The 17,358-nt window shown below is 51.6% G+C and carries 19 protein-coding genes; 6 read left to right on the top strand and 13 right to left on the bottom strand.

Annotation, left to right across the window (positions count from 1 at the left end; translation table 11 throughout):
* Nucleotide 1: 1 nt before the first annotated feature.
* From citG to citC, 6 genes are read right to left on the bottom strand one after another with little or no spacing between them, the layout of a single operon-like run.
* Complete coding sequence (gene citG, locus IB214_RS17735) at nt 2-907, bottom strand: triphosphoribosyl-dephospho-CoA synthase CitG (RefSeq protein ID WP_117342211.1); 906 nt, start codon at nt 905-907, stop codon at nt 2-4.
* Nucleotides 879-1,430 (bottom strand): citrate lyase holo-[acyl-carrier protein] synthase, encoded by a 552-nt coding sequence (gene citX / locus IB214_RS17730; protein ID WP_117342212.1) that lies wholly within the window; start codon nt 1,428-1,430, stop codon nt 879-881. Before citX ends, citG begins: the two co-directional genes overlap by 29 nt.
* A gap of 3 nt (nt 1,431-1,433) precedes the next feature.
* Nucleotides 1,434-2,966 carry a citrate lyase subunit alpha gene (gene citF / locus IB214_RS17725; RefSeq protein WP_117342213.1) on the bottom strand — a complete coding sequence of 511 codons (1,533 nt, stop codon included), beginning with the start codon at nt 2,964-2,966 and terminating at the stop codon, nt 1,434-1,436.
* Between the two features lie 9 nt (nt 2,967-2,975).
* The gene (locus IB214_RS17720; RefSeq protein ID WP_115259109.1) at nt 2,976-3,884 is read right to left on the bottom strand and encodes an aldolase/citrate lyase family protein; all 909 of its coding nucleotides are present in this window, start codon (nt 3,882-3,884) and stop codon (nt 2,976-2,978) included.
* Nucleotides 3,881-4,177: a citrate lyase acyl carrier protein gene (gene citD, locus IB214_RS17715; protein ID WP_096757911.1), complete on the bottom strand. Its 297-nt coding sequence runs from the start codon at nt 4,175-4,177 to the stop codon at nt 3,881-3,883. The genes IB214_RS17720 and citD overlap by 4 nt, the downstream gene beginning before the upstream one ends.
* Nucleotides 4,174-5,250, bottom strand: coding sequence for a [citrate (pro-3S)-lyase] ligase (citC, locus tag IB214_RS17710; protein WP_117342214.1), 1,077 nt, complete (start codon nt 5,248-5,250; stop codon nt 4,174-4,176). The genes citD and citC overlap by 4 nt, the downstream gene beginning before the upstream one ends.
* A 387-nt stretch (nt 5,251-5,637) precedes the next feature.
* Between citC and dpiB the strand changes: the two genes are divergently transcribed.
* Both dpiB and dpiA read left to right on the top strand, forming a co-directional pair.
* Entirely contained in the window at nt 5,638-7,299 is a 1,662-nt protein-coding gene (gene dpiB / locus IB214_RS17705; RefSeq protein WP_117342215.1) for a sensor histidine kinase DpiB, read from the top strand.
* The gene (dpiA, locus tag IB214_RS17700; protein WP_096757908.1) at nt 7,268-7,948 is read left to right on the top strand and encodes a two-component response regulator DpiA; all 681 of its coding nucleotides are present in this window, start codon (nt 7,268-7,270) and stop codon (nt 7,946-7,948) included. Before dpiB ends, dpiA begins: the two co-directional genes overlap by 32 nt.
* 116 nt (nt 7,949-8,064) lie before the next feature.
* Here the strand turns inward: dpiA and dcuC are convergent, their stop codons facing one another.
* Entirely contained in the window at nt 8,065-9,447 is a 1,383-nt protein-coding gene (gene dcuC, locus IB214_RS17695; protein WP_096757907.1) for an anaerobic C4-dicarboxylate transporter DcuC, read from the bottom strand.
* Between the two features lie 428 nt (nt 9,448-9,875).
* On the opposite strand from dcuC, the gene pagP reads away from it, so the two are divergent.
* Both pagP and cspE read left to right on the top strand, forming a co-directional pair.
* Entirely contained in the window at nt 9,876-10,472 is a 597-nt protein-coding gene (pagP, locus tag IB214_RS17690) for a lipid IV(A) palmitoyltransferase PagP (protein WP_338031701.1), read from the top strand.
* A gap of 188 nt (nt 10,473-10,660) precedes the next feature.
* A complete protein-coding gene (gene cspE, locus IB214_RS17685; protein ID WP_000034826.1) occupies nt 10,661-10,870 on the top strand; it encodes a transcription antiterminator/RNA stability regulator CspE in 210 nt (69 codons plus the stop codon).
* Between the two features lie 51 nt (nt 10,871-10,921).
* Here cspE and crcB read toward each other — a convergent pair whose 3' ends face one another.
* On the bottom strand, nt 10,922-11,305 hold the full coding sequence (gene crcB, locus IB214_RS17680; RefSeq protein WP_096757905.1) for a fluoride efflux transporter CrcB: 384 nt from the start codon (nt 11,303-11,305) through the stop codon (nt 10,922-10,924).
* A gap of 90 nt (nt 11,306-11,395) precedes the next feature.
* On the opposite strand from crcB, the gene IB214_RS17675 reads away from it, so the two are divergent.
* Complete coding sequence (locus tag IB214_RS17675) at nt 11,396-12,184, top strand: deaminated glutathione amidase (protein WP_117342217.1); 789 nt, start codon at nt 11,396-11,398, stop codon at nt 12,182-12,184.
* A 128-nt stretch (nt 12,185-12,312) separates the two neighbouring features.
* Nucleotides 12,313-12,516: a twin-arginine translocase subunit TatE gene (gene tatE / locus IB214_RS17670; protein ID WP_045441030.1), complete on the top strand. Its 204-nt coding sequence runs from the start codon at nt 12,313-12,315 to the stop codon at nt 12,514-12,516.
* A 97-nt stretch (nt 12,517-12,613) separates the two neighbouring features.
* On the opposite strand, the gene lipA is transcribed toward tatE, so the two are convergent.
* From lipA to rlpA, 5 genes are all read right to left on the bottom strand, one after another.
* A complete protein-coding gene (lipA, locus tag IB214_RS17665) occupies nt 12,614-13,579 on the bottom strand; it encodes a lipoyl synthase (protein WP_117342218.1) in 966 nt (321 codons plus the stop codon).
* A 205-nt stretch (nt 13,580-13,784) separates the two neighbouring features.
* Nucleotides 13,785-14,426 carry a lipoyl(octanoyl) transferase LipB gene (lipB, locus tag IB214_RS17660; RefSeq protein WP_117342219.1) on the bottom strand — a complete coding sequence of 214 codons (642 nt, stop codon included), beginning with the start codon at nt 14,424-14,426 and terminating at the stop codon, nt 13,785-13,787.
* Between the two features lie 116 nt (nt 14,427-14,542).
* Nucleotides 14,543-14,806, bottom strand: a complete 264-nt coding sequence (gene ybeD / locus IB214_RS17655) for a DUF493 family protein YbeD (protein WP_003022706.1) — start codon at nt 14,804-14,806, stop codon at nt 14,543-14,545.
* Between the two features lie 106 nt (nt 14,807-14,912).
* Complete coding sequence (gene dacA, locus IB214_RS17650; RefSeq protein ID WP_096757902.1) at nt 14,913-16,124, bottom strand: D-alanyl-D-alanine carboxypeptidase DacA; 1,212 nt, start codon at nt 16,122-16,124, stop codon at nt 14,913-14,915.
* A gap of 142 nt (nt 16,125-16,266) precedes the next feature.
* Nucleotides 16,267-17,358, bottom strand: coding sequence for an endolytic peptidoglycan transglycosylase RlpA (gene rlpA / locus IB214_RS17645; RefSeq protein ID WP_117342220.1), 1,092 nt, complete (start codon nt 17,356-17,358; stop codon nt 16,267-16,269).

Here is a 17,358-nt window from a genome sequence, read left to right as displayed (position 1 = left end):
TTTAATGGTGATAATGATGAACTTGTGAAATCTGAGCTAAGAACCAGGTGACAATCAGCAGATCGGCACAGCCCCCGGGACTGAGGTTGCGTTCAATACACTGTTGGTCGAACTGGTGCAGGTAATTGAGATCGGCGGGGGTGCGAATTCCCCCTTGCTGCAATAATGTGGCAGATTGCTGCTGTAACCAGCGCAGACCTTCAGCGCCACCGCGGGAAGCTACGTTGGTATCGCCGTTGATTGCCATAAGCAGCAGTAAGGTATCGAGCAATGCCAGTTCAGGATCGCGACCCTGAGCCAGCAACGCGCGGTAGTGCGGTAACGCGTGGTGGATCACTAATGGATAGCCCGCTTCGGCTTCACCGCGAGCCCCGGTTAATCCCAGTTGTTGATACAGACGTTGGCCAGCCGTGAGTTGTTGATTGTTCTGGCGCAGTTCGCGCTCGGTCAGGCCGCGGCAAAAGGCTGCTGCTGTAGAGCAAATGGTTTCAGGTGTGACGGTCTGGCTGAGCTGGTGCAGGCGACCAATGGCGGCGCACAGCAATCCCAGCGAAAAGATACTGCCTTTATGGGTGTTCACCCCGGCAGTGGCGCGAAACATCTCGGCCTCGCAGGCCATCCCCACCGGACGCAGTCCTTTCAGCACATCTTCAGGTACCAGTTGCGCGCTGAAGGCCCCGTATTCGACGAAACGCGGCAGCCAGGCGTGAATCGCCTCGGCGCTGCGGTGAAAGTCATCCAGCGCCATGTCTTTGTGCGCGCCGTTGTTAATACGATCCACCAGACCGGGTTTGGGAGACAGGTTGACTTCCGTCAGCATGGCACGCCACGCGAGCGTCGCGTACGCTTCTGGTAAATCCTGAGGAAGAACGGCGGATTTAGTCGATGTTGCGGGAATCGGCATCATGCAGCAGTTCCTCCATGCGAATAAGTAACTCGGAAAGCGTGTGGGTTTTACCCCGCGCGCAGTCGGCTGCGCTTTGCTCGCACAGCAGGCAGCGGCGTGCAGGGAGCGTGAAATGACGGCGAGACAGGATTTCTCCTTCCGGAGTCAGGACATCGAGGTCCCATAACCGTCCCAGCGGGTGTGAATGCTCAAGCTCTATGGTGGCGAGCTTGAGGTCGTGTGCCGGGGCCTCTATAGACAACAGACCTTCCGGCCCGCTGGCAGAAACCCGCGCATTTTGCTCCCTGACAACCCAGCCCGATTGTTCCGCCAGCGTGAGCAGGGCAGTGATACCGTGATTAAAAATGCGACGAGTGAGTTCGCTGTCTTTAATCGGACCCGGTGCGACCACGGTAAAAGAGACCAGTGGCGCGCAGTGGCGGGTGAGCCAGGCATGCTGCCGTGCTTGTCTCTCATCGCGGCTGGCGAGCAGCTCGGGAATAGAAACCGCGTGGCAGGTGGCATGTTCAGGGAGCAGGTGCATGGCTTATTCCTTCACCTGATGCACAACATCAATCACTGAACCGTCGCGGTAACGCACAACGGCAATCACCCGGTCGGTGAATTCGATGGCGCGTGGCTGACCGGTAAGCTGCTGTGCACGCTCGCGCAGCCAGTCGATGGAGACCACTTTCATCCCCGCTTCCTGCAAACGTTCAGCCAGTTCAGGACGTGCAGGGTTGACGGCGATACCGTGGTCAGTGACCAGGATGTCAATGCTGGAGCCAGGGGTGACGCAGGTCAGCACGTTATCAACCAGCGTCGGGATGCGACCGCGAACCAATGGGGCGACGATAATCGACAGCGCAGCACCGACAGCGGTATCGCAGTGGCCACCGGATGCGCCGCGCAGCACACCGTCGGAGCCGGTCAGCACGTTGACGTTGAAGTTCGTATCCACTTCCAGTGCGCTCAGCACTACGACATCCAGACGGTCAACCGATGCGCCTTTCGAACCCCAGTTAGCGTACTGGTTAGCGCTGATCTCAATATGGTTTGGATTGCGGGCCAGGGATTTTGCGGCGGCACTGTCGAAGCTCTGTACATCCAGCAGTTTGCGGATTAACCCTTTTTCATGCAGGTCAACGATGGTGGCAGTGATGCCGCCCAGTGCGAAGTCGGCGCGGATGTCGCGGCTGCGCATTTTGTCTTCCAGGAAGCGGGTTACGGCCAGCGAGGCGCCACCGGTACCGGTCTGCAAAGAGAAGCCCTCATTGAAGTAGCCGGAGTTGGCAATCACCTCTGCCGCGCTGCGAGCGATCAGCAGCTCACGCGGGTTGGTCGTCATGCGGGTTGCATCGGCGCCAATTTTGTCCGCATCACCGACCTGCTCGATCTGCACGATCAGATCCACCTGATCCTGGGTGATACTGGCCGGATTATGCGGGTAGCCCAGCAGTTGTTCGGTCAGCAGGACCACCTGTTTAGCGTTATCGGCATCGACACGGGCGTAGCCGAGTGAGCCACAGCAAGCTTTACCGGTGTAGCCGTTAGCATTACCAAATTGGTCGCAGGACGGTACGCCGAGGAAGGCTACGTCAATGCTTAACTCACCGCTTTGCACCAGGTGTACGCGACCGCCGTGAGAGTGGACCTGCACAGGTTCAGCCAGTAAACCGCGGGAGATCTCTTCCGCCAGCGGACCACGCAGACCGGAAGTATAAATGCGGCTGACGACGCCCTGACGAATGTGTTCCACCAGCGGAGCGTGACAGTCGCTCAGGGAGCTGGACGCCAGCGTCAGGTTTTTAAAGCCCATGACGGCAATGGTATCCATCACCAGGTTAATGGTCAGGTCGCCACCGCGGAAAGCGTGGTGGAAAGAGATAGTCATTCCATCCTGTAAACCTGAACGGCGAATAGCGTCTTCCAGGTTAGCGCACAGTTTTTTGTCGCGGGGTTTTTGCGCCTGTAAAGCGACTTTTGCGCTGCTGTGGAAAGCGGAAAGGTCGCTTTCAGCATGACGGCTCCAGGTCGCCACGCGATCCTGTCGTTGAGACTGTTCGATTTTCTGCGTCATTTTTTTGCCTTATTCTTCGCGAATGCCGGAAAGTTCTGCACGGGAGATAACCAGAAGGGCGCGCTCGATAACCGGGCTGTCGACCATCTTGCCGTTCAGGGAGACAACGCCACGGCCTTCGCGAGCGGCGGCTTCAGCGGCTTCTACAACCAGACGGGCGTGCGCCAGTTCTTTGCGCGTTGGCGCATACAGGTTGTGCAGGAGGTCGATCTGACGCGGGTTGATGAGCGATTTACCGTCAAAACCCAACTGCTTGATGTGTGCGGCTTCATGCAGGAAACCGGCTTCGTTATTGGCATCGGAATAAACGGTGTCAAATGCCTGAATGCCCGCAGAGCGTGCCGCCTGCAAAATAGAGCAGCGGGCAAACAGCAGTTCGGTGCCTTCCGGCGAACGCTCGGTGCGCAGGTTACGCACGTAATCTTCTGCACCCAAGGCAATACCGATCAGACGTTCAGAGGCGTGAGCGATTTCAACGGCGCGGGTGATGCCCAGCGGTGATTCAATAGCAGCGAGCAGACCGGTGCTGCCAGGTTCGCGACCGCAGGCGTTTTCGATACGCAGAATTTCGCTTTCGATGTCGATAACATCCTGCGCAGTATCCGTTTTAGGTAAACGCACGATGTCAGCGCCACCGCGAACGACCGCTTCGAGGTCATTGATACCCCATTCAGAATCGAGGGCATTTACGCGAACAATGGTTTCAACGTCGTGATACAGCGGGTGCTGCAGCGCGTGGTACACCAGACGACGCGCGGTATCTTTCTCGCGCAGTGCGACGGAGTCTTCCAGGTCGAACATCAGCGCATCTGCCGGGTAGATAAACGAGTTGCTGATCATTGCGGCATTGGCGCCCGGTACGAACAGCATGCTACGGCGTGTGCGGGATTTACGTTGTTGCAAAGATTCAGAAATCACTGGCAATCCTCCCATGGCAGTGCCGGAATGCCGCTGGCGCGGGCCAGTAATGCTTCCAGTCGCGCGCGTAAAATGCAGTCCAGTGCGCCTTTATCATCAACATTTAATTGCACGCCGCGTACGTTGTAGCGGGACAGAACGTCGAGGATGGTGGTGCGAATGGCATCACCAAATTGTTTTTCAACGCTACTGTTAACCTGCAGGTCGATATCCTGCGTATCGAGCGGGGCAATGCGAATCATCACATCACCGGACTCGAGAGTGCCTGCGACGGCTGCCTGCTTTATTTTCATTTTTCACCTGTTGCTAATGCGGGGGTATTTTGGCGGACTACCGCGCCTGGCGAGGTTCTCTCAAGCATGTTTTGCAGGTAGTGCAACGTGGCTTCAGGAACCAGAGGGGCGATAGCCGTGAGAGCTTTTTTAACCAGCAGCTTGCGTACCCAGGAGGCGGAAATCGGCATCTCCTGGAAGCACAGCCGCTCAATTTCCACCAGTTCAATCGGTGGGGCGGGGAGCGTTGGGGTCTCCAGCCAGTAGCGCATGTCGTTGTTGTACTGGGAGGTGACGGTGCAATACGGTTCGGTACCGACGAAGCGGTGCGTGACGCCAAGTGCCGGGGCCAGATACTGGCGGAAGATTTTCAAGTCTATTTCGGTGTAGCAGTGGTTAATGACGCTCTGCTCTTTAATGAAGTAGCACGGGAACGTGGCGCGAGAAATGATGTATTCCGATCCGCGATGCACAGTTAAATGCGGAATATCTTTTGTTCCCTTAAGTACCAGATCCAGACGGTCTTCATACGGGAAGCGTGAGGTGTCTTCTTTTACCAGAAACAGATGTAGCCAGTCGCACTGTGCCGCTGCCTGTTGGATCAGAAAACGATGACCGTTGGTAAAAGGGTTGGCGTTCATGACGATACAGCCAATTTTTTTTCCTTCGCGACGCTGTTTTGTCAGCGATTCGGCGTAACGCTTCAGACGCGTGGTGCTGTTTTCCATCAGCACCATAATGCCTGGTACGCTGGTCAGCGTAGAGAAGCCACACTGCTTAAACAGCGCTTCGTATTCGGTTTTGGTATAAATGAAGAGATGCGTACAGTGACGCTCATACGCGAGATTGATCAGCTCAGTGGCGAGCGTCAGGGCTAAGCCTTCGCCGCGCACGGTTTCGCTGATAGCCACGCATTTAATGATATTTCCGGCAATACCGCCGCAGGCAATCAGGCGGTCATCACGGGTGACGGTGATAAATATTTCAACGGTCGTATCCACGCTCAAATCATTCTCTTTCAGAAATTGAGCGATAGCCGCCATCTTTTTATTTTCTGAGCGCTTCACGTGCGAGAATATATTATTACCGAACATAGTAAAAAGTGTCCTGATGGTATATTTGTTACTGGCTTTTAGGTTTTGTTGCCAGGCTTAGCAACCTGATAACGTTTTGTTTGCAAATGAAGGGAAGGTTTTTTTATTACGGAGTATTTCTTTTTTTCCCTACTGCATACATCGTAAGGGGTATTTTAGAGGTAAATTTTGATTTATTTCACAATACGTTAGAAGGTTTTTATGTGTTTTATGGTTTTAAGTTTTTTAATTAATTTAACCCTGAAATAGCGCGTGGTTTTAATTTGTTTAATTGATTTAAGGTGGGGAATCTGTAACGATCCTATTTTATGCCGTGACTTGTAAATAAAACATTTTCATTACAAATACAAAAAAATAAGTTGCGGTTAACGTCGTTGAGGAAAAATTATGTCACAACATAAAAATAAAACACGGTTTTCTTTTTTCCGCAGACTGGCGTTTCCATTGCGTATTTTCCTGCTGATCCTGGTCGTTTCCATTTTTATCATCGCCGCGCTGGCGAAATACTTCACCGCCAGTTTTGAAGACTACCTGACAACGCACGTCCGTGATATGGCAATGAACCAGGCGAAAATCATCGCCTCTAACGACAGTATCATCACTGCGGTGAAGCATCGCGATTACACGCGTCTGGCGACCATTGCAGACAAGCTTCAGAGCGGGACTGATTTCGATTATGTGGTGATCGGTGATGAGAACTCTATTCGTCTCTACCATCCGAATCCGCAAAAAATTGGCTACCCAATGCAGTTCACCAAGCCCGGTGCGTTGGCAAATGGGGAAAGCTACTTTATTACCGGGACGGGATCTATTGGGTTGGCAATGCGCGCTAAAACGCCCATTTTTGATGATGATGGCAAGATTATTGGCGTGGTTTCGATAGGTTATTTGATCAGTAAAATCGACAGTTGGCGATCGGATTTTTTACTGCCGATGGCGGGTGTGTTTCTTCTGCTGCTGTTGTTACTGATGCTGCTCTCCTGGTTTTTTGCCGCCCATATTCGCCGCCAGATGCTGGGAATGGAGCCCAAACAAATTGCCCGTGTGGTGCGCCAACAGGACGCGTTATTTAGCTCGGTATACGAAGGCTTGATTGCCGTTGACCTGGACGGGTGCATAACTGCTATCAATCGCAGTGCGCGAAAAATGCTGGGGCTTCCGTCGCCAGGGCGGCAGTGGTTGGGGAAACCCATTGATGAGGTTGTTAATCCGTCGGACTTTTTTACGCAGCAGATTGCGGAGCAACGTCAGGATGCGATGGTGAATTTTAACGGGCTAAGCGTTATCGCCAACCGTGAGGCTATTCGTTCCGGCGATGAATTACTCGGGGCGATTATCAGTTTTCGTAGCAAAGATGAAATAGCCACCCTCAATGCCCAGCTGACACAAATCAAACAATATGTTGAGAGCCTGAGAACACTGCGTCATGAACATCTGAACTGGATGTCGACCATTAATGGCCTGCTGCAAATGAAAGAATACGATCGCGTGCTTGAGATGGTGCAGGGGGAATCCCAAGCCCAGCAGCAGCTGATTGATGACCTGCGCGGTGCCTTTGCCGATCGCCAGGTTGCCGGTCTGCTGTTTGGTAAAGTCCAGCGTGCGCGGGAATTGGGGCTCAAAATGACGATTGTTCCCGGAAGTCAACTTCATCAACTTCCCGAAGGGCTGGATAGCACAGAGTTTGCAGCAATTGTTGGCAATCTGCTTGATAATGCATTTGAGGCCAGTTTACGTACCCAGCAAGGGAATAATGTTGTTGAACTGTTTCTGAGTGATGAAGGGGATGAGGTCATCATTGAAGTTGCCGACCAAGGGTGCGGCGTACCGGAAGCGTTACGTGAAAAAATATTTGAACAGGGTGTGAGCACCCGTACCGATGAACCAGGTGAACATGGCATCGGTTTGTATCTGATTGCAAGTTATGTGAGGCGCTGTGATGGGGTTATTACGCTTGAAGATAACACCCCCTGCGGCACTTTATTTTCTCTATTTCTTCCGAAAGTGAAAAAAAACGATGACGGAACCATTAACGCTATTGATCGTTGAGGATGAAACGCTGCTGGCGGAGATGCATGCTGAATATATCCGCCATATACCCGGTTTCAGCCAGATCTGGTTGGCGGGGAACCTGGAGCAGGCGCGGATGATGATCGCGCGTTTTAAGCCCGGTCTGATTCTTCTCGATAACTATTTACCGGACGGTAAGGGCATTACCCTTCTACATGAGTTGACTCAGGCACGCTACCCTGGCGGCGTGGTGTTTACTACGGCTGCCAGTGACATGGATACGGTGTCAGAGGCGGTGCGCGGCGGGGCGTTTGATTATCTGGTCAAACCGATTGCCTACGAGCGACTGGGGCAGACGCTAACGCGCTATCAGCAGCGCAGACGCATGCTGGCGGGTAACGACAGTGCCAGTCAAAAGCAGATTGATGAAATGTTTAACGCTTATGCGCGGGGTGAACCAAAAGGGGATTTGCCTACGGGTATTGATGCGCTAACGCTGAATGCGGTGCTGAAATTATTCGCTGATCCGACGGTACACCATACTGCGGAGACCATTGCACAGGCGTTGACCATCAGCCGCACAACCTCCAGGCGTTATCTGGAGTACTGTGCCAGCCGGCATTTGATTATTGCGGAGATTATTCACGGGAAAGTTGGGCGGCCGCAGCGTATTTACCACGGCGGCTAAATGCGGATTTCTGACGTAGGCCGGATAAGATGCTTTAGCATCGCCATCCGGCAACGTGCGGTTGCAATGCCGGATGGCGGCGTAACCGCCTGATCCGGCCTACATTTTGTTCGTTATCAACCTCCAATCACGGCGGTTGTAGCGGGCACCATCACTTCCGTGGCGATAATGACAATCAGTAGCCCGACCATCACCGGCACAGACGTGCGCTTGACCACTTCAAACGGTGAAATCTTCGCCATACCCGCAACGGCAACGACCACACCAGAGACCGGGGAGATCGTACGCCCCAGGTTCGACGCTTGCAGCATCGGGATGGAGAGGTAAGCGGGGTTAATGCCTGAAGAGTGCGCCAGTTTTGGGATCATCTCAACGAAGGCATAGAACGGGGCATTACCGGAGCCGGTGGTCATTGCTGCCAGCATGGTCAGAATAACCAGCACCAGCATCAGAATAATGCTTGCGGAGCCAAACGAGGTGGCGATCGAGATCAGGCTCTGAATAAAGCCGATAGTGCTCAGACCCTGGGCGAAAACTCCGGCGGCAACTAACAGCATTACCACGTTAGCAAAGGCATCAGCCATGCCGCGGTAGGCCACTTCCAGACCTGAGAAAACCTTCTGGGTATTGAACCCGCGGACAAACTCCAACACTGCGGCAATAAGCATGCACAGCACCAGAATGGTAATGATGTGCAGTTGCGGTCCCCACTTACCATCAAAAATGAGAACCCCGACAATCGGAGTAAACGGCAGGATGGCGTAAAACGATGGCGCGGTGGTGGTGATTTCGGCCACGTCTAACATTTCGTGAGAAACGTTCTCTTTTTTGTCCAGATAGCGCTGCCAGAAAAAGTGGGCAATCGCCATGCCGATAATGGCGGCAATGGAAATCGGCAGCGTGGTTTTAAATGCGAAGTCGATCAACGGCATTTCTGCGGCTTTGGCGGCGAGAACCACATCACCAGAAGTGGGGGATAGAATGATGGCGGCAGGGGAGGCGCAAATGGCCGCCGCAGCACCACGGCTGATACCCACGTTAACCATGACCGGAAAGAGGGTTGCCATCAGCAGTACGCCCAGCCCCGTCGCTGAAGAAACCGCCAGTGACATCAGGCAGGCGACAAAGTAGGCGGCAATCATTAACACATAGGGTGAGTTGATATATTGCAGTGGTTTGGAAGCCAGTTTAACCACCATATCGTTTGCACCAATATGCGTCATGTAGGCGGCAAAACCACACAGCATCATGATCATCATGCCGAGATCGCCACCGCGGCTCATCAGCAAAATTTTAATGTATTCAACGATGTCTGTTGCTGTGTAGCCCGTGCTTTCGGCACTACCAGGCAAAACTTTATGACCCATCAGGGCGCTGATAATCAGTAAAACAAGGCCACCGACAAACAGTACGCCGGTCGCTGAATAACCTTTAATGATGTAGCGCGCTACACCCACAATAACCATAACTCCGATAAGGAGTTCTATAAATGTCAACATTATTTCCCCTGTCATATTGACGCCCAGAAAGTAAAAAAACTAAAAAAAGCATAAAACGGTGAGAGAATGTGCCTAATAAACGGATAACCCTCGCTGATTGAAATCAATAAAAATACGGATTAAACCAATGGCTGAGCCATTTTTTCAACATAGCGGATGAACCGGGAATGCTGCAATCAAAAAGTGTGAAGTCGTCTGTGGTTGTGTGGGATTTGACATTGAATTGATCTTATTTTGTTTTCTAATTGTTAATTTATTTAACTTTTGCATGTAAAATGAACAATTTATTGATATTAATAGAGTAATGACCGTTTCAGATAAGGCTCGGGAAATATAAGGGAAATAAACTACGCGCATACGAAGGGAATATTCTGATTTTTAACCCTAAGCATTTTCGTTAAGTTAACATTAAGGATGGCTTTGCTACAATTAATGCAGAACCCCAGAATGGTAATTACGTTGTGATTGTCGCGAAGCGCTATTTCCTGTTTATTTCATTTGTTTTTATTCAGTTGGCTGTTATTCCACAGGCCACAGCTGAAGATAAAGGTTGGTTTGATACCTTCACAGATAATGTCAGTGAAACCTGGCAGCAGCCGGAGCATTATGACCTGTACGTGCCCGCCATTACCTGGCATGCGCGATTTGCCTACGATAAAGATAAAACAGATCGTTACAATGAACGCCCCTGGGGAGCGGGATTTGGTCAGTCCCGTTGGGATGATAAAGGCAACTGGCACGGGCTGTATATTATGGCCTTTAAGGATTCCTACAATAAGTGGGAACCCATCGGAGGATATGGCTGGGAAAAAACCTGGCGCCCGCTGGCCGATGATAACTTCCATACTGGTCTGGGCTTTACCGCCGGTTTCACCGCGCGTGATAACTGGAACTACATTCCTGTGCCGGTGATACTGCCACTGGCATCGATAGGTTATGGTCCGGCAACGTTTCAGATGACCTACATACCCGGTACGTATAATAACGGGAATGTCTATTTTGCCTGGATGCGTTTCCAGTTTTGATGAACGATGTGTATTGTTATACAGCTAAGTATAAACAATTAAAAAACAATTGGTTACGAACGTTACTGCAAAAATAACGCGACATTTATCACTTTTTGGCAAAGTTCGACTGGACAAAGTCCACCACAATTGTTGTACTGATACCCGACACAGCATTTGTGTCTATTTTTCATGTAAAGGTAATTTTGATGTCTAAGATTAAAGGTAACGTTAAGTGGTTTAATGAGTCCAAAGGATTCGGTTTCATTACTCCGGAAGATGGCAGCAAAGATGTGTTCGTACACTTCTCTGCAATCCAGACCAATGGTTTTAAAACTCTGGCTGAAGGTCAGCGTGTAGAGTTCGAAATCACTAACGGTGCCAAAGGCCCTTCTGCTGCAAACGTAACCGCTCTGTAAGCATACGACAGCAAGAATTCAAAACCCGCTTAATTGCGGGTTTTTTTATCTTCAGTGTGCCGAAGAAGCGGAAACCAGCCAGAACGCCAGGGCGGTCATCGCAAAAGACCCCAACAGATTGATCAGTACGTTCACCATTGCCCAGCCAAAACGTCCGTCTTGCAGTAAAAACACTACCTCTGCGGAGAATGTTGAGAAGGTGGTCAGCCCGCCGCAAAAGCCTGTCGTAATCAATACCTTCCACATTGGGTCAATGTGGGTCATGCGATTGAACCACGCCAGCCCCATACCAATGATAAACGCCCCAATTAAGTTTGCAGCCAGCGTGCCGAAGGGAATCGCTTGATGAAGGGGGTTAAATCGCATACTCAACAGCCATCTGGCTACGCTACCTGTACCACCGCCAATAAAAACCGCTAAAAGGAGTTGTGACACTGCATAATCCTGCTATTTGATTGTATATAGTGTGAGTGTAACGCTGAATAATCATTATTGGCGAGCCTAACCGTTTTTTCAGGAGGGAGTATGTTCGTTGCTGCAGGGCAATTCGCCGTGGGTCCCTCATGGGAGAAAAATGCCGAAACGTGCGTATCATTGATGTCCCAGGCCGCGGGCGAGGGCGTCTCATTGTTGGTCTTACCCGAAGCGTTGCTGGCCCGTGACGATCTTGACCCTGACCTGTCAGTGAAATCTGCTCAATGGCTGGAAGGGGGATTTCTGACGCGATTACTGCGAGAAAGCGTGCAGAATGAGATGACAACGATCCTGACGATTCATGTTCCCTCGCTGCCGGGACGGGCGTTTAACATGCTGGTGGCGCTACGAAGAGGTCAGGTTGTGGCTCATTACGCCAAATTACATCTCTATGATGCTTTTTCGATTCAGGAGTCGCGTAATGTTGATGCAGGCGATGTCGTACCGCCGCTGTTGGACGTGGAAGGTCTTAAAGTCGGTTTGATGACCTGTTACGATTTACGTTTCCCTGAGCTGGCATTAGCACATGCTTTGCAGGGGGCAGATATTCTGGTACTCCCTGCGGCCTGGGTACGCGGTGCACTAAAAGAACATCACTGGGCTACGCTGCTGGCGGCCAGAGCGTTGGATGCGACCTGCTATCTGATTGCTGCCGGTGAGTGTGGCAATAAGAATATTGGTCAAAGCCGGATAATCGATCCGTTTGGCGTGACGATTGCCGCTGCCGCAGAAACACCCGCGCTGATTGTTACTGAGGTTTCTGCCGAGCGAGTGCGACAGGTCAGGGCGCAACTTCCGGTGTTACGCAACCGACGCTTTGCGCCACCGCAATTATTATGACGTTTTTTTAAACAAGACTTGATTCACCTTGTTACAGATTGCTATTGTGTGCCCGCGTCGAAAGGCCGTTAAAATTCTCAGGTTAATATGGCGCTTTATGCAGCCTGGTTTAAGTGAAGAAGGTATCTATGGGTGAGATTAGTATTACCAAACTGCTGGTGGTTGCCGCACTGGTCGTTCTGCTGTTTGGTACCAAGAAGTTGCGTACTCTGGGTGGAGACCTGGGAACGGCAATTAAAGGCTTCAAGAAAGCGATGAACGATGAAAATGCCGATGCGAAGAAAGATGCAGATGGTAGCGTTCAGGCTGAGAAGCTTTCTCATAAAGAGTGATGTCAGGAGCATGATGCTCGTACTGCAAACTCTGCATGAAAAAAACCGGCAATTTGCCGGTTTTTTTATTGTTGAAATGTAAGTGAGTATTACGCGATCACTTCACTTCCAGCCCTTTTGCCTGCATGTCTGCATGATATGAAGAACGTACAAATGGACCGCAAGCTGCATGGGTAAAGCCCATCGCCATGGCTTCCGCTTTCATTTCATCGAACTCATCCGGGCTAACATAGCGCTGAACCGGCAGATGGTGACGGCTTGGCTGTAAATACTGCCCCAGCGTTAGCATGGTAACGCCATGACGACGCAGGTCACGCATGACCTCAATGATTTCCGCGTTGGTTTCACCCAGACCCACCATCAGACCTGATTTGGTTGGGATCTCCGGATGGGCTTCTTTGAAACGCTCCAGAAGCTTCAGTGACCAGTTGTAATCTGCACCCGGACGTACATTGCGGTAAATACGCGGTACGTTTTCAAGGTTGTGGTTAAACACGTCTGGCGGCGTTGCGGTGAGGATATCCAGCGCGCGGTCCATTCGACCACGGAAGTCAGGTACCAGCGTTTCGATTTTAATCGACGGGCTTTTCTCACGGATAGCTGTGATGCAGTCCGCAAAGTGTTGAGCACCGCCATCGCGCAGATCGTCGCGATCAACGGAGGTGATGACGACATAGCGCAGCGCCATGTCCGCAATAGTTTGAGCCAGTTTTAACGGTTCGTTGACATCCGGGGCAACCGGACGACCATGGGCAACGTCACAGAATGGGCAGCGGCGGGTACAAATCGCGCCGAGGATCATAAAGGTTGCGGTGCCGTGATTGAAACATTCAGCCAGGTTAGGGCAGGACGCTTCTTCGCAGACAGAGTGCAGGCCATTTTTGCGCATTGCCGCTTTGATGCCCTGGATGCGAGTGGAGTCCGCTGGCAGTTTTATTTTCATCCATTCCGGTTTACGCAGCAGGGCTTCACGCTCTGTTGCCACATTTTTTACCGGGATAAGAGCCATCTTATCGGCATCGCGGTATTTAACACCGCGTTCCATCACAATGGGTTTACTCATAGCTTGCGTGTTCCAGTTGCGAATAACGAAGGAAAGCGTTTCAATTCAAGGGAATGTTGTATTTATCAACTATTTTTGAATTAGTGATACGCAGTATATCATTGAAACGGGCCAGAAAGCAGCCTGACAGGCTGGCAAAATGTAAAATAGTTGTTGTTTTGTGCCATTTGCCACAACATATGCTGCGGCAATGTCTGCCCCGTTTTTAGTCTGCGACGTACTCGTGTGGTGGGTTACCGAGTAGCGCTAATATGTTTGCCAGCAAACGAGGACGAACGCTTTCGGTGGTGGCATGACTGTCCCACTGTGAAACTTTCGCCATCTCCATTCCGGCGTAGCCGCAAGGGTTGATGCGCAGGAAAGGCGACAAATCCATATCCACGTTAAGCGCTAAGCCATGGAATGAACATCCTCTACGAATCCGTAACCCTAACGAACAGATTTTCTTTTCACCGACGTAAACGCCTGGCGCATCGGCTCGTGGGTGTGCATCGATACCCATTTCTGCAAGCGTGTTTACCACGGTTAGTTCCAGCAACGTGACCAGTTCGCGAACGCCCAGTTTTCGGCGTTTGAGGTTCAACAGGACATACATCACCTGTTGCCCTGGGCCGTGGTACGTTACCTGACCGCCACGATCGCTCTGAATAACGGGGATATCACCCGGCACCAGAACGTGTTCTGCTTTGCCTGCCTGCCCCTGAGTGAAGACCGGATAATGCTCTACCAGCCAGATTTCATCATGACTGTTTTCATCGCGGGTATCGGTGAATTCGTGCATGGCCTGAGAGACGGGCTCGTAAGGCTGAAGACCGAGCTGGCGGACAAGAATTTTATCCTGATACAAAACGGTATCTCCGTAGATACTCACATCGAGTAGAGAATATAAAGAGGGGAAAGTATATCACAGGGGAAGGAGAGAGAGGTTACCCGAGCAGAATGCAACGGGTAACCGACAGGCTGTTACAGCACCATACGTACGATGTCGATGTTGCCTAATTCTTCGTACAGGGTTTCAACCTGCTCAATGTGCGTAGCAGTGATGGTGATAGAGACCGAGTGGTAGTTGCCTTTGCTGCTCGGTTTTACTGTTGGAGAGTAATCACCTGGCGCATGGCGCTGTACCACTTCAACCACCTGATCAACCAACTCCGGCAACGCCTGCCCCATTACTTTGTAAGTAAATGGAGTAGGGAATTCAAGCAGTTCGTTAAGTTTGGTTTTCATGTCAGCTCCGGCGTTACATCAAAAAATAATAACTCCCACGCTGAGTGGGAGTTATCTGGATACCTAGTATATGGGGACGTAAATCACACTTTCAAGTGCTCAATTTTTAGCCAAACCAGTGATGAAACATTAATTTAATGTAATCAATGATTTTACCAAAGAAGTTGCCTTCAGGGATTTCCTGCAGGACCACCAGCGGGCGCTGTTCAATGGTTTTGCCATCGAGCTGGAAATTGATGGTGCCGACAACCTGGTTTTTCTGCAGCGGCGCGTGCAGTTCAGTGGTGTTCAGCACATAGCTCGCTTTCAGATCTTTCATACGGCCGCGCGGAATGGTCAGGTAGACATCTTTATCAACACCTAACGAGGCACGATCGGTATTACCAAACCAGGCCGGTTCAGAGGCAAATTCTTTGCCGACCTTCAGTGGGTTCACGGTTTCAAAGAAACGGAAGCCCCAGGTCAGCAGCTTTTTGCTTTCGGTTTCACGACCTTTATAGGTACGACCGCCCATGACGGCAGAGATCAGACGCATCTGACCTTCGGTTGCGGATGCCACCAGGTTATAGCCCGCTTTATCGGTGTGACCGGTTTTAATCCCGTCAACATTCAGGCTGTTATCCCACAGCAGGCCGTTACGGTTTAACTGACGAATGCCGTTGAAAGTGAACTCTTTTTCTCGGTAGATAGAGTATTCGTTAGGCACGTCGCGAATCAGCGCCTGACCAATCAACGCCATGTCACGTGCTGAGCTGTACTGACCTTCAGCATCCAGACCGTGGACGGTCTGGAAGTGGGTGTTTTTCAGTCCCAGCGCATTCACATAGCTGTTCATCAGGCCGACGAAAGCATCCTGACTACCGGCAGCAAAGTCAGCCATTGCCACGCAAGCGTCGTTGCCGGATTGCAGGTTAATACCACGGATCAATTGTGAAACGGGAACCTGCATTCCCGGTTTCAGGAACATCAGCGATGAACCTTTAAACACCGGGTTACCGGTAGCCCACGCGTCATTGCCCACGGTGACCAAATCGGTTTCTTTGAATTTCCCGGCTTTCATGGCCTGACCGATGACATAGCTGGTCATCATTTTGGTCAGGCTGGCGGGGTCGCGGCGAGTGTCCGCATTCTGTTCGGCCAGAACCTTTCCTGAATTGTAATCAATCAGGATATAGGACTCCGCGTCGATCTGCGGAACGCCCGGGATCATGGTTTTAATATTCAGGTCATCGGCATGGGCAGCAGAGAGAGAGGCTGCGCAGAGAGCCGCGGTGAGCGCGATGCGCTGCACGAAACGAGCGGAAAAAGTGGTCTTCATGGTCTGAACTACGACGTCCGTGATGAAAGTAAAAAAAGTGCCCTACTATAGCAAATGCGTAACTTACAGGCATCCGACTTTCCACATGACTTTGTTAATGTCATTGACAGAAATTGACAGATCGGGTGCCTGCTTTACGTTACTACACGCCGGTGATGAAGGACTGTAATTGCGCTTCGGATTGCAGGCGCTGCTGCAATGTACTGGCTTCCGCTTTGCTGGCGAACGGCCCCATCTGGATACGCCATACGGCACCGTTTTGTACCACGCGGCCCGGCACGCCAAACTGCTGGCTCAGTCGTTTTTGGTACTGCTGCGCACGGGCCTGCTCGCTGACGGCACCCACCTGAACGACATAACGGCCATTGGTTGCAGCAACGGGTGTAGCAGCGGCCGGAGCAGATACCGGTGCTGACACTGTTGCAGGCGCTGTTGTTACGGGCTGTGGAGCCGGTGTGGGTTCGTTGCCTTCGAGCACGCCTGCGGCGAGCGTGGTTGGCGCACCAAGGAAACCATTGCTGTTAACTGGCGCACCGGTAGCGTCATCGCTTTTCAGCGTTGAATTACTGATAGGACGAATATCGCCTTGCGGCTGGCCTGCGTCCGGTGCAGAAGGCATAGTGTTACCCCCGCTTAAATCAGGACGAGACGGCAGGGCGTAAGTCTGTTTTGCGACCGTCGTACACGCCATACCGGGGCCTGACAACGAACCGTCTTGCGCGACGATTATCGGATCAATACGCACTTTCGTATTGTTCGAGGTGTTCAGACGATCGGCCGCAGCGCGTGAAAGTGAAATCACGCGATCGTTGCCATAAGGACCACGATCGTTAATCCGTACGACGATCATCCTGCCGTTTGCCAGGTTGGTAATTCGGGCGTAGCTGGGAACCGGTAATGTCGGATGCGCAGCGGTGAGCTGCATGGGATCAAATGCCTCACCGGATGCGGTTAAATTGCTGCCGGGTTCCGCATCATAGATTGCGGCCAATCCGGCCTGGCTAAAGCGAGAGGGATCCTGAACAATTTTATAGCTTTTACCATCACGCTGGTAATCCTGATTAGCCGTTGGGTTCAGGGGTTCAAAACGCGGATCGGCTCCGCTGATTTCAACAATCGGACCATTACACACCGCTGGTTGCGGCGCGACAGCACCCTGTTGCTGACCATCATCATTCGAACACGCCGCGAGCATTCCTGCTGCGATGCAGATTCCAAGCCACTGCTTACGCAT

Source organism: Citrobacter sp. C1 (assembly GCF_014596895.2).
Classification (GTDB): domain Bacteria; phylum Pseudomonadota; class Gammaproteobacteria; order Enterobacterales; family Enterobacteriaceae; genus Citrobacter; species Citrobacter gillenii.
Note: the sequence above shows the minus strand (reverse complement) of the source record. Positions and strands in the feature narration are given on the sequence as shown.

Bases quoted from the DNA above. Each gene is read 5' to 3' on its own strand.
- dpiB (WP_117342215.1), top strand. From the start codon at position 5,638: ATGTCACAACATAAAAATAAAACACGGTTTTCTTTTTTCCGCAGACTG.
- dpiA (WP_096757908.1), top strand. From the start codon at position 7,268: ATGACGGAACCATTAACGCTATTGATCGTTGAGGATGAAACGCTGCTG.
- dcuC (WP_096757907.1), bottom strand. From the start codon at position 9,447: ATGTTGACATTTATAGAACTCCTTATCGGAGTTATGGTTATTGTGGGT.
- citX (WP_117342212.1), bottom strand. From the start codon at position 1,430: ATGCACCTGCTCCCTGAACATGCCACCTGCCACGCGGTTTCTATTCCC.
- IB214_RS17675 (WP_117342217.1), top strand. From the start codon at position 11,396: ATGTTCGTTGCTGCAGGGCAATTCGCCGTGGGTCCCTCATGGGAGAAA.
- dacA (WP_096757902.1), bottom strand. From the start codon at position 16,124: ATGAAGACCACTTTTTCCGCTCGTTTCGTGCAGCGCATCGCGCTCACC.
- rlpA (WP_117342220.1), bottom strand. From the start codon at position 17,358: ATGCGTAAGCAGTGGCTTGGAATCTGCATCGCAGCAGGAATGCTCGCG.
- citG (WP_117342211.1), bottom strand. From the start codon at position 907: ATGATGCCGATTCCCGCAACATCGACTAAATCCGCCGTTCTTCCTCAG.
- lipA (WP_117342218.1), bottom strand. From the start codon at position 13,579: ATGAGTAAACCCATTGTGATGGAACGCGGTGTTAAATACCGCGATGCC.
- citD (WP_096757911.1), bottom strand. From the start codon at position 4,177: ATGAAAATAAAGCAGGCAGCCGTCGCAGGCACTCTCGAGTCCGGTGAT.
- citC (WP_117342214.1), bottom strand. From the start codon at position 5,250: ATGTTCGGTAATAATATATTCTCGCACGTGAAGCGCTCAGAAAATAAA.
- citF (WP_117342213.1), bottom strand. From the start codon at position 2,966: ATGACGCAGAAAATCGAACAGTCTCAACGACAGGATCGCGTGGCGACC.
- tatE (WP_045441030.1), top strand. From the start codon at position 12,313: ATGGGTGAGATTAGTATTACCAAACTGCTGGTGGTTGCCGCACTGGTC.
- cspE (WP_000034826.1), top strand. From the start codon at position 10,661: ATGTCTAAGATTAAAGGTAACGTTAAGTGGTTTAATGAGTCCAAAGGA.
- ybeD (WP_003022706.1), bottom strand. From the start codon at position 14,806: ATGAAAACCAAACTTAACGAACTGCTTGAATTCCCTACTCCATTTACT.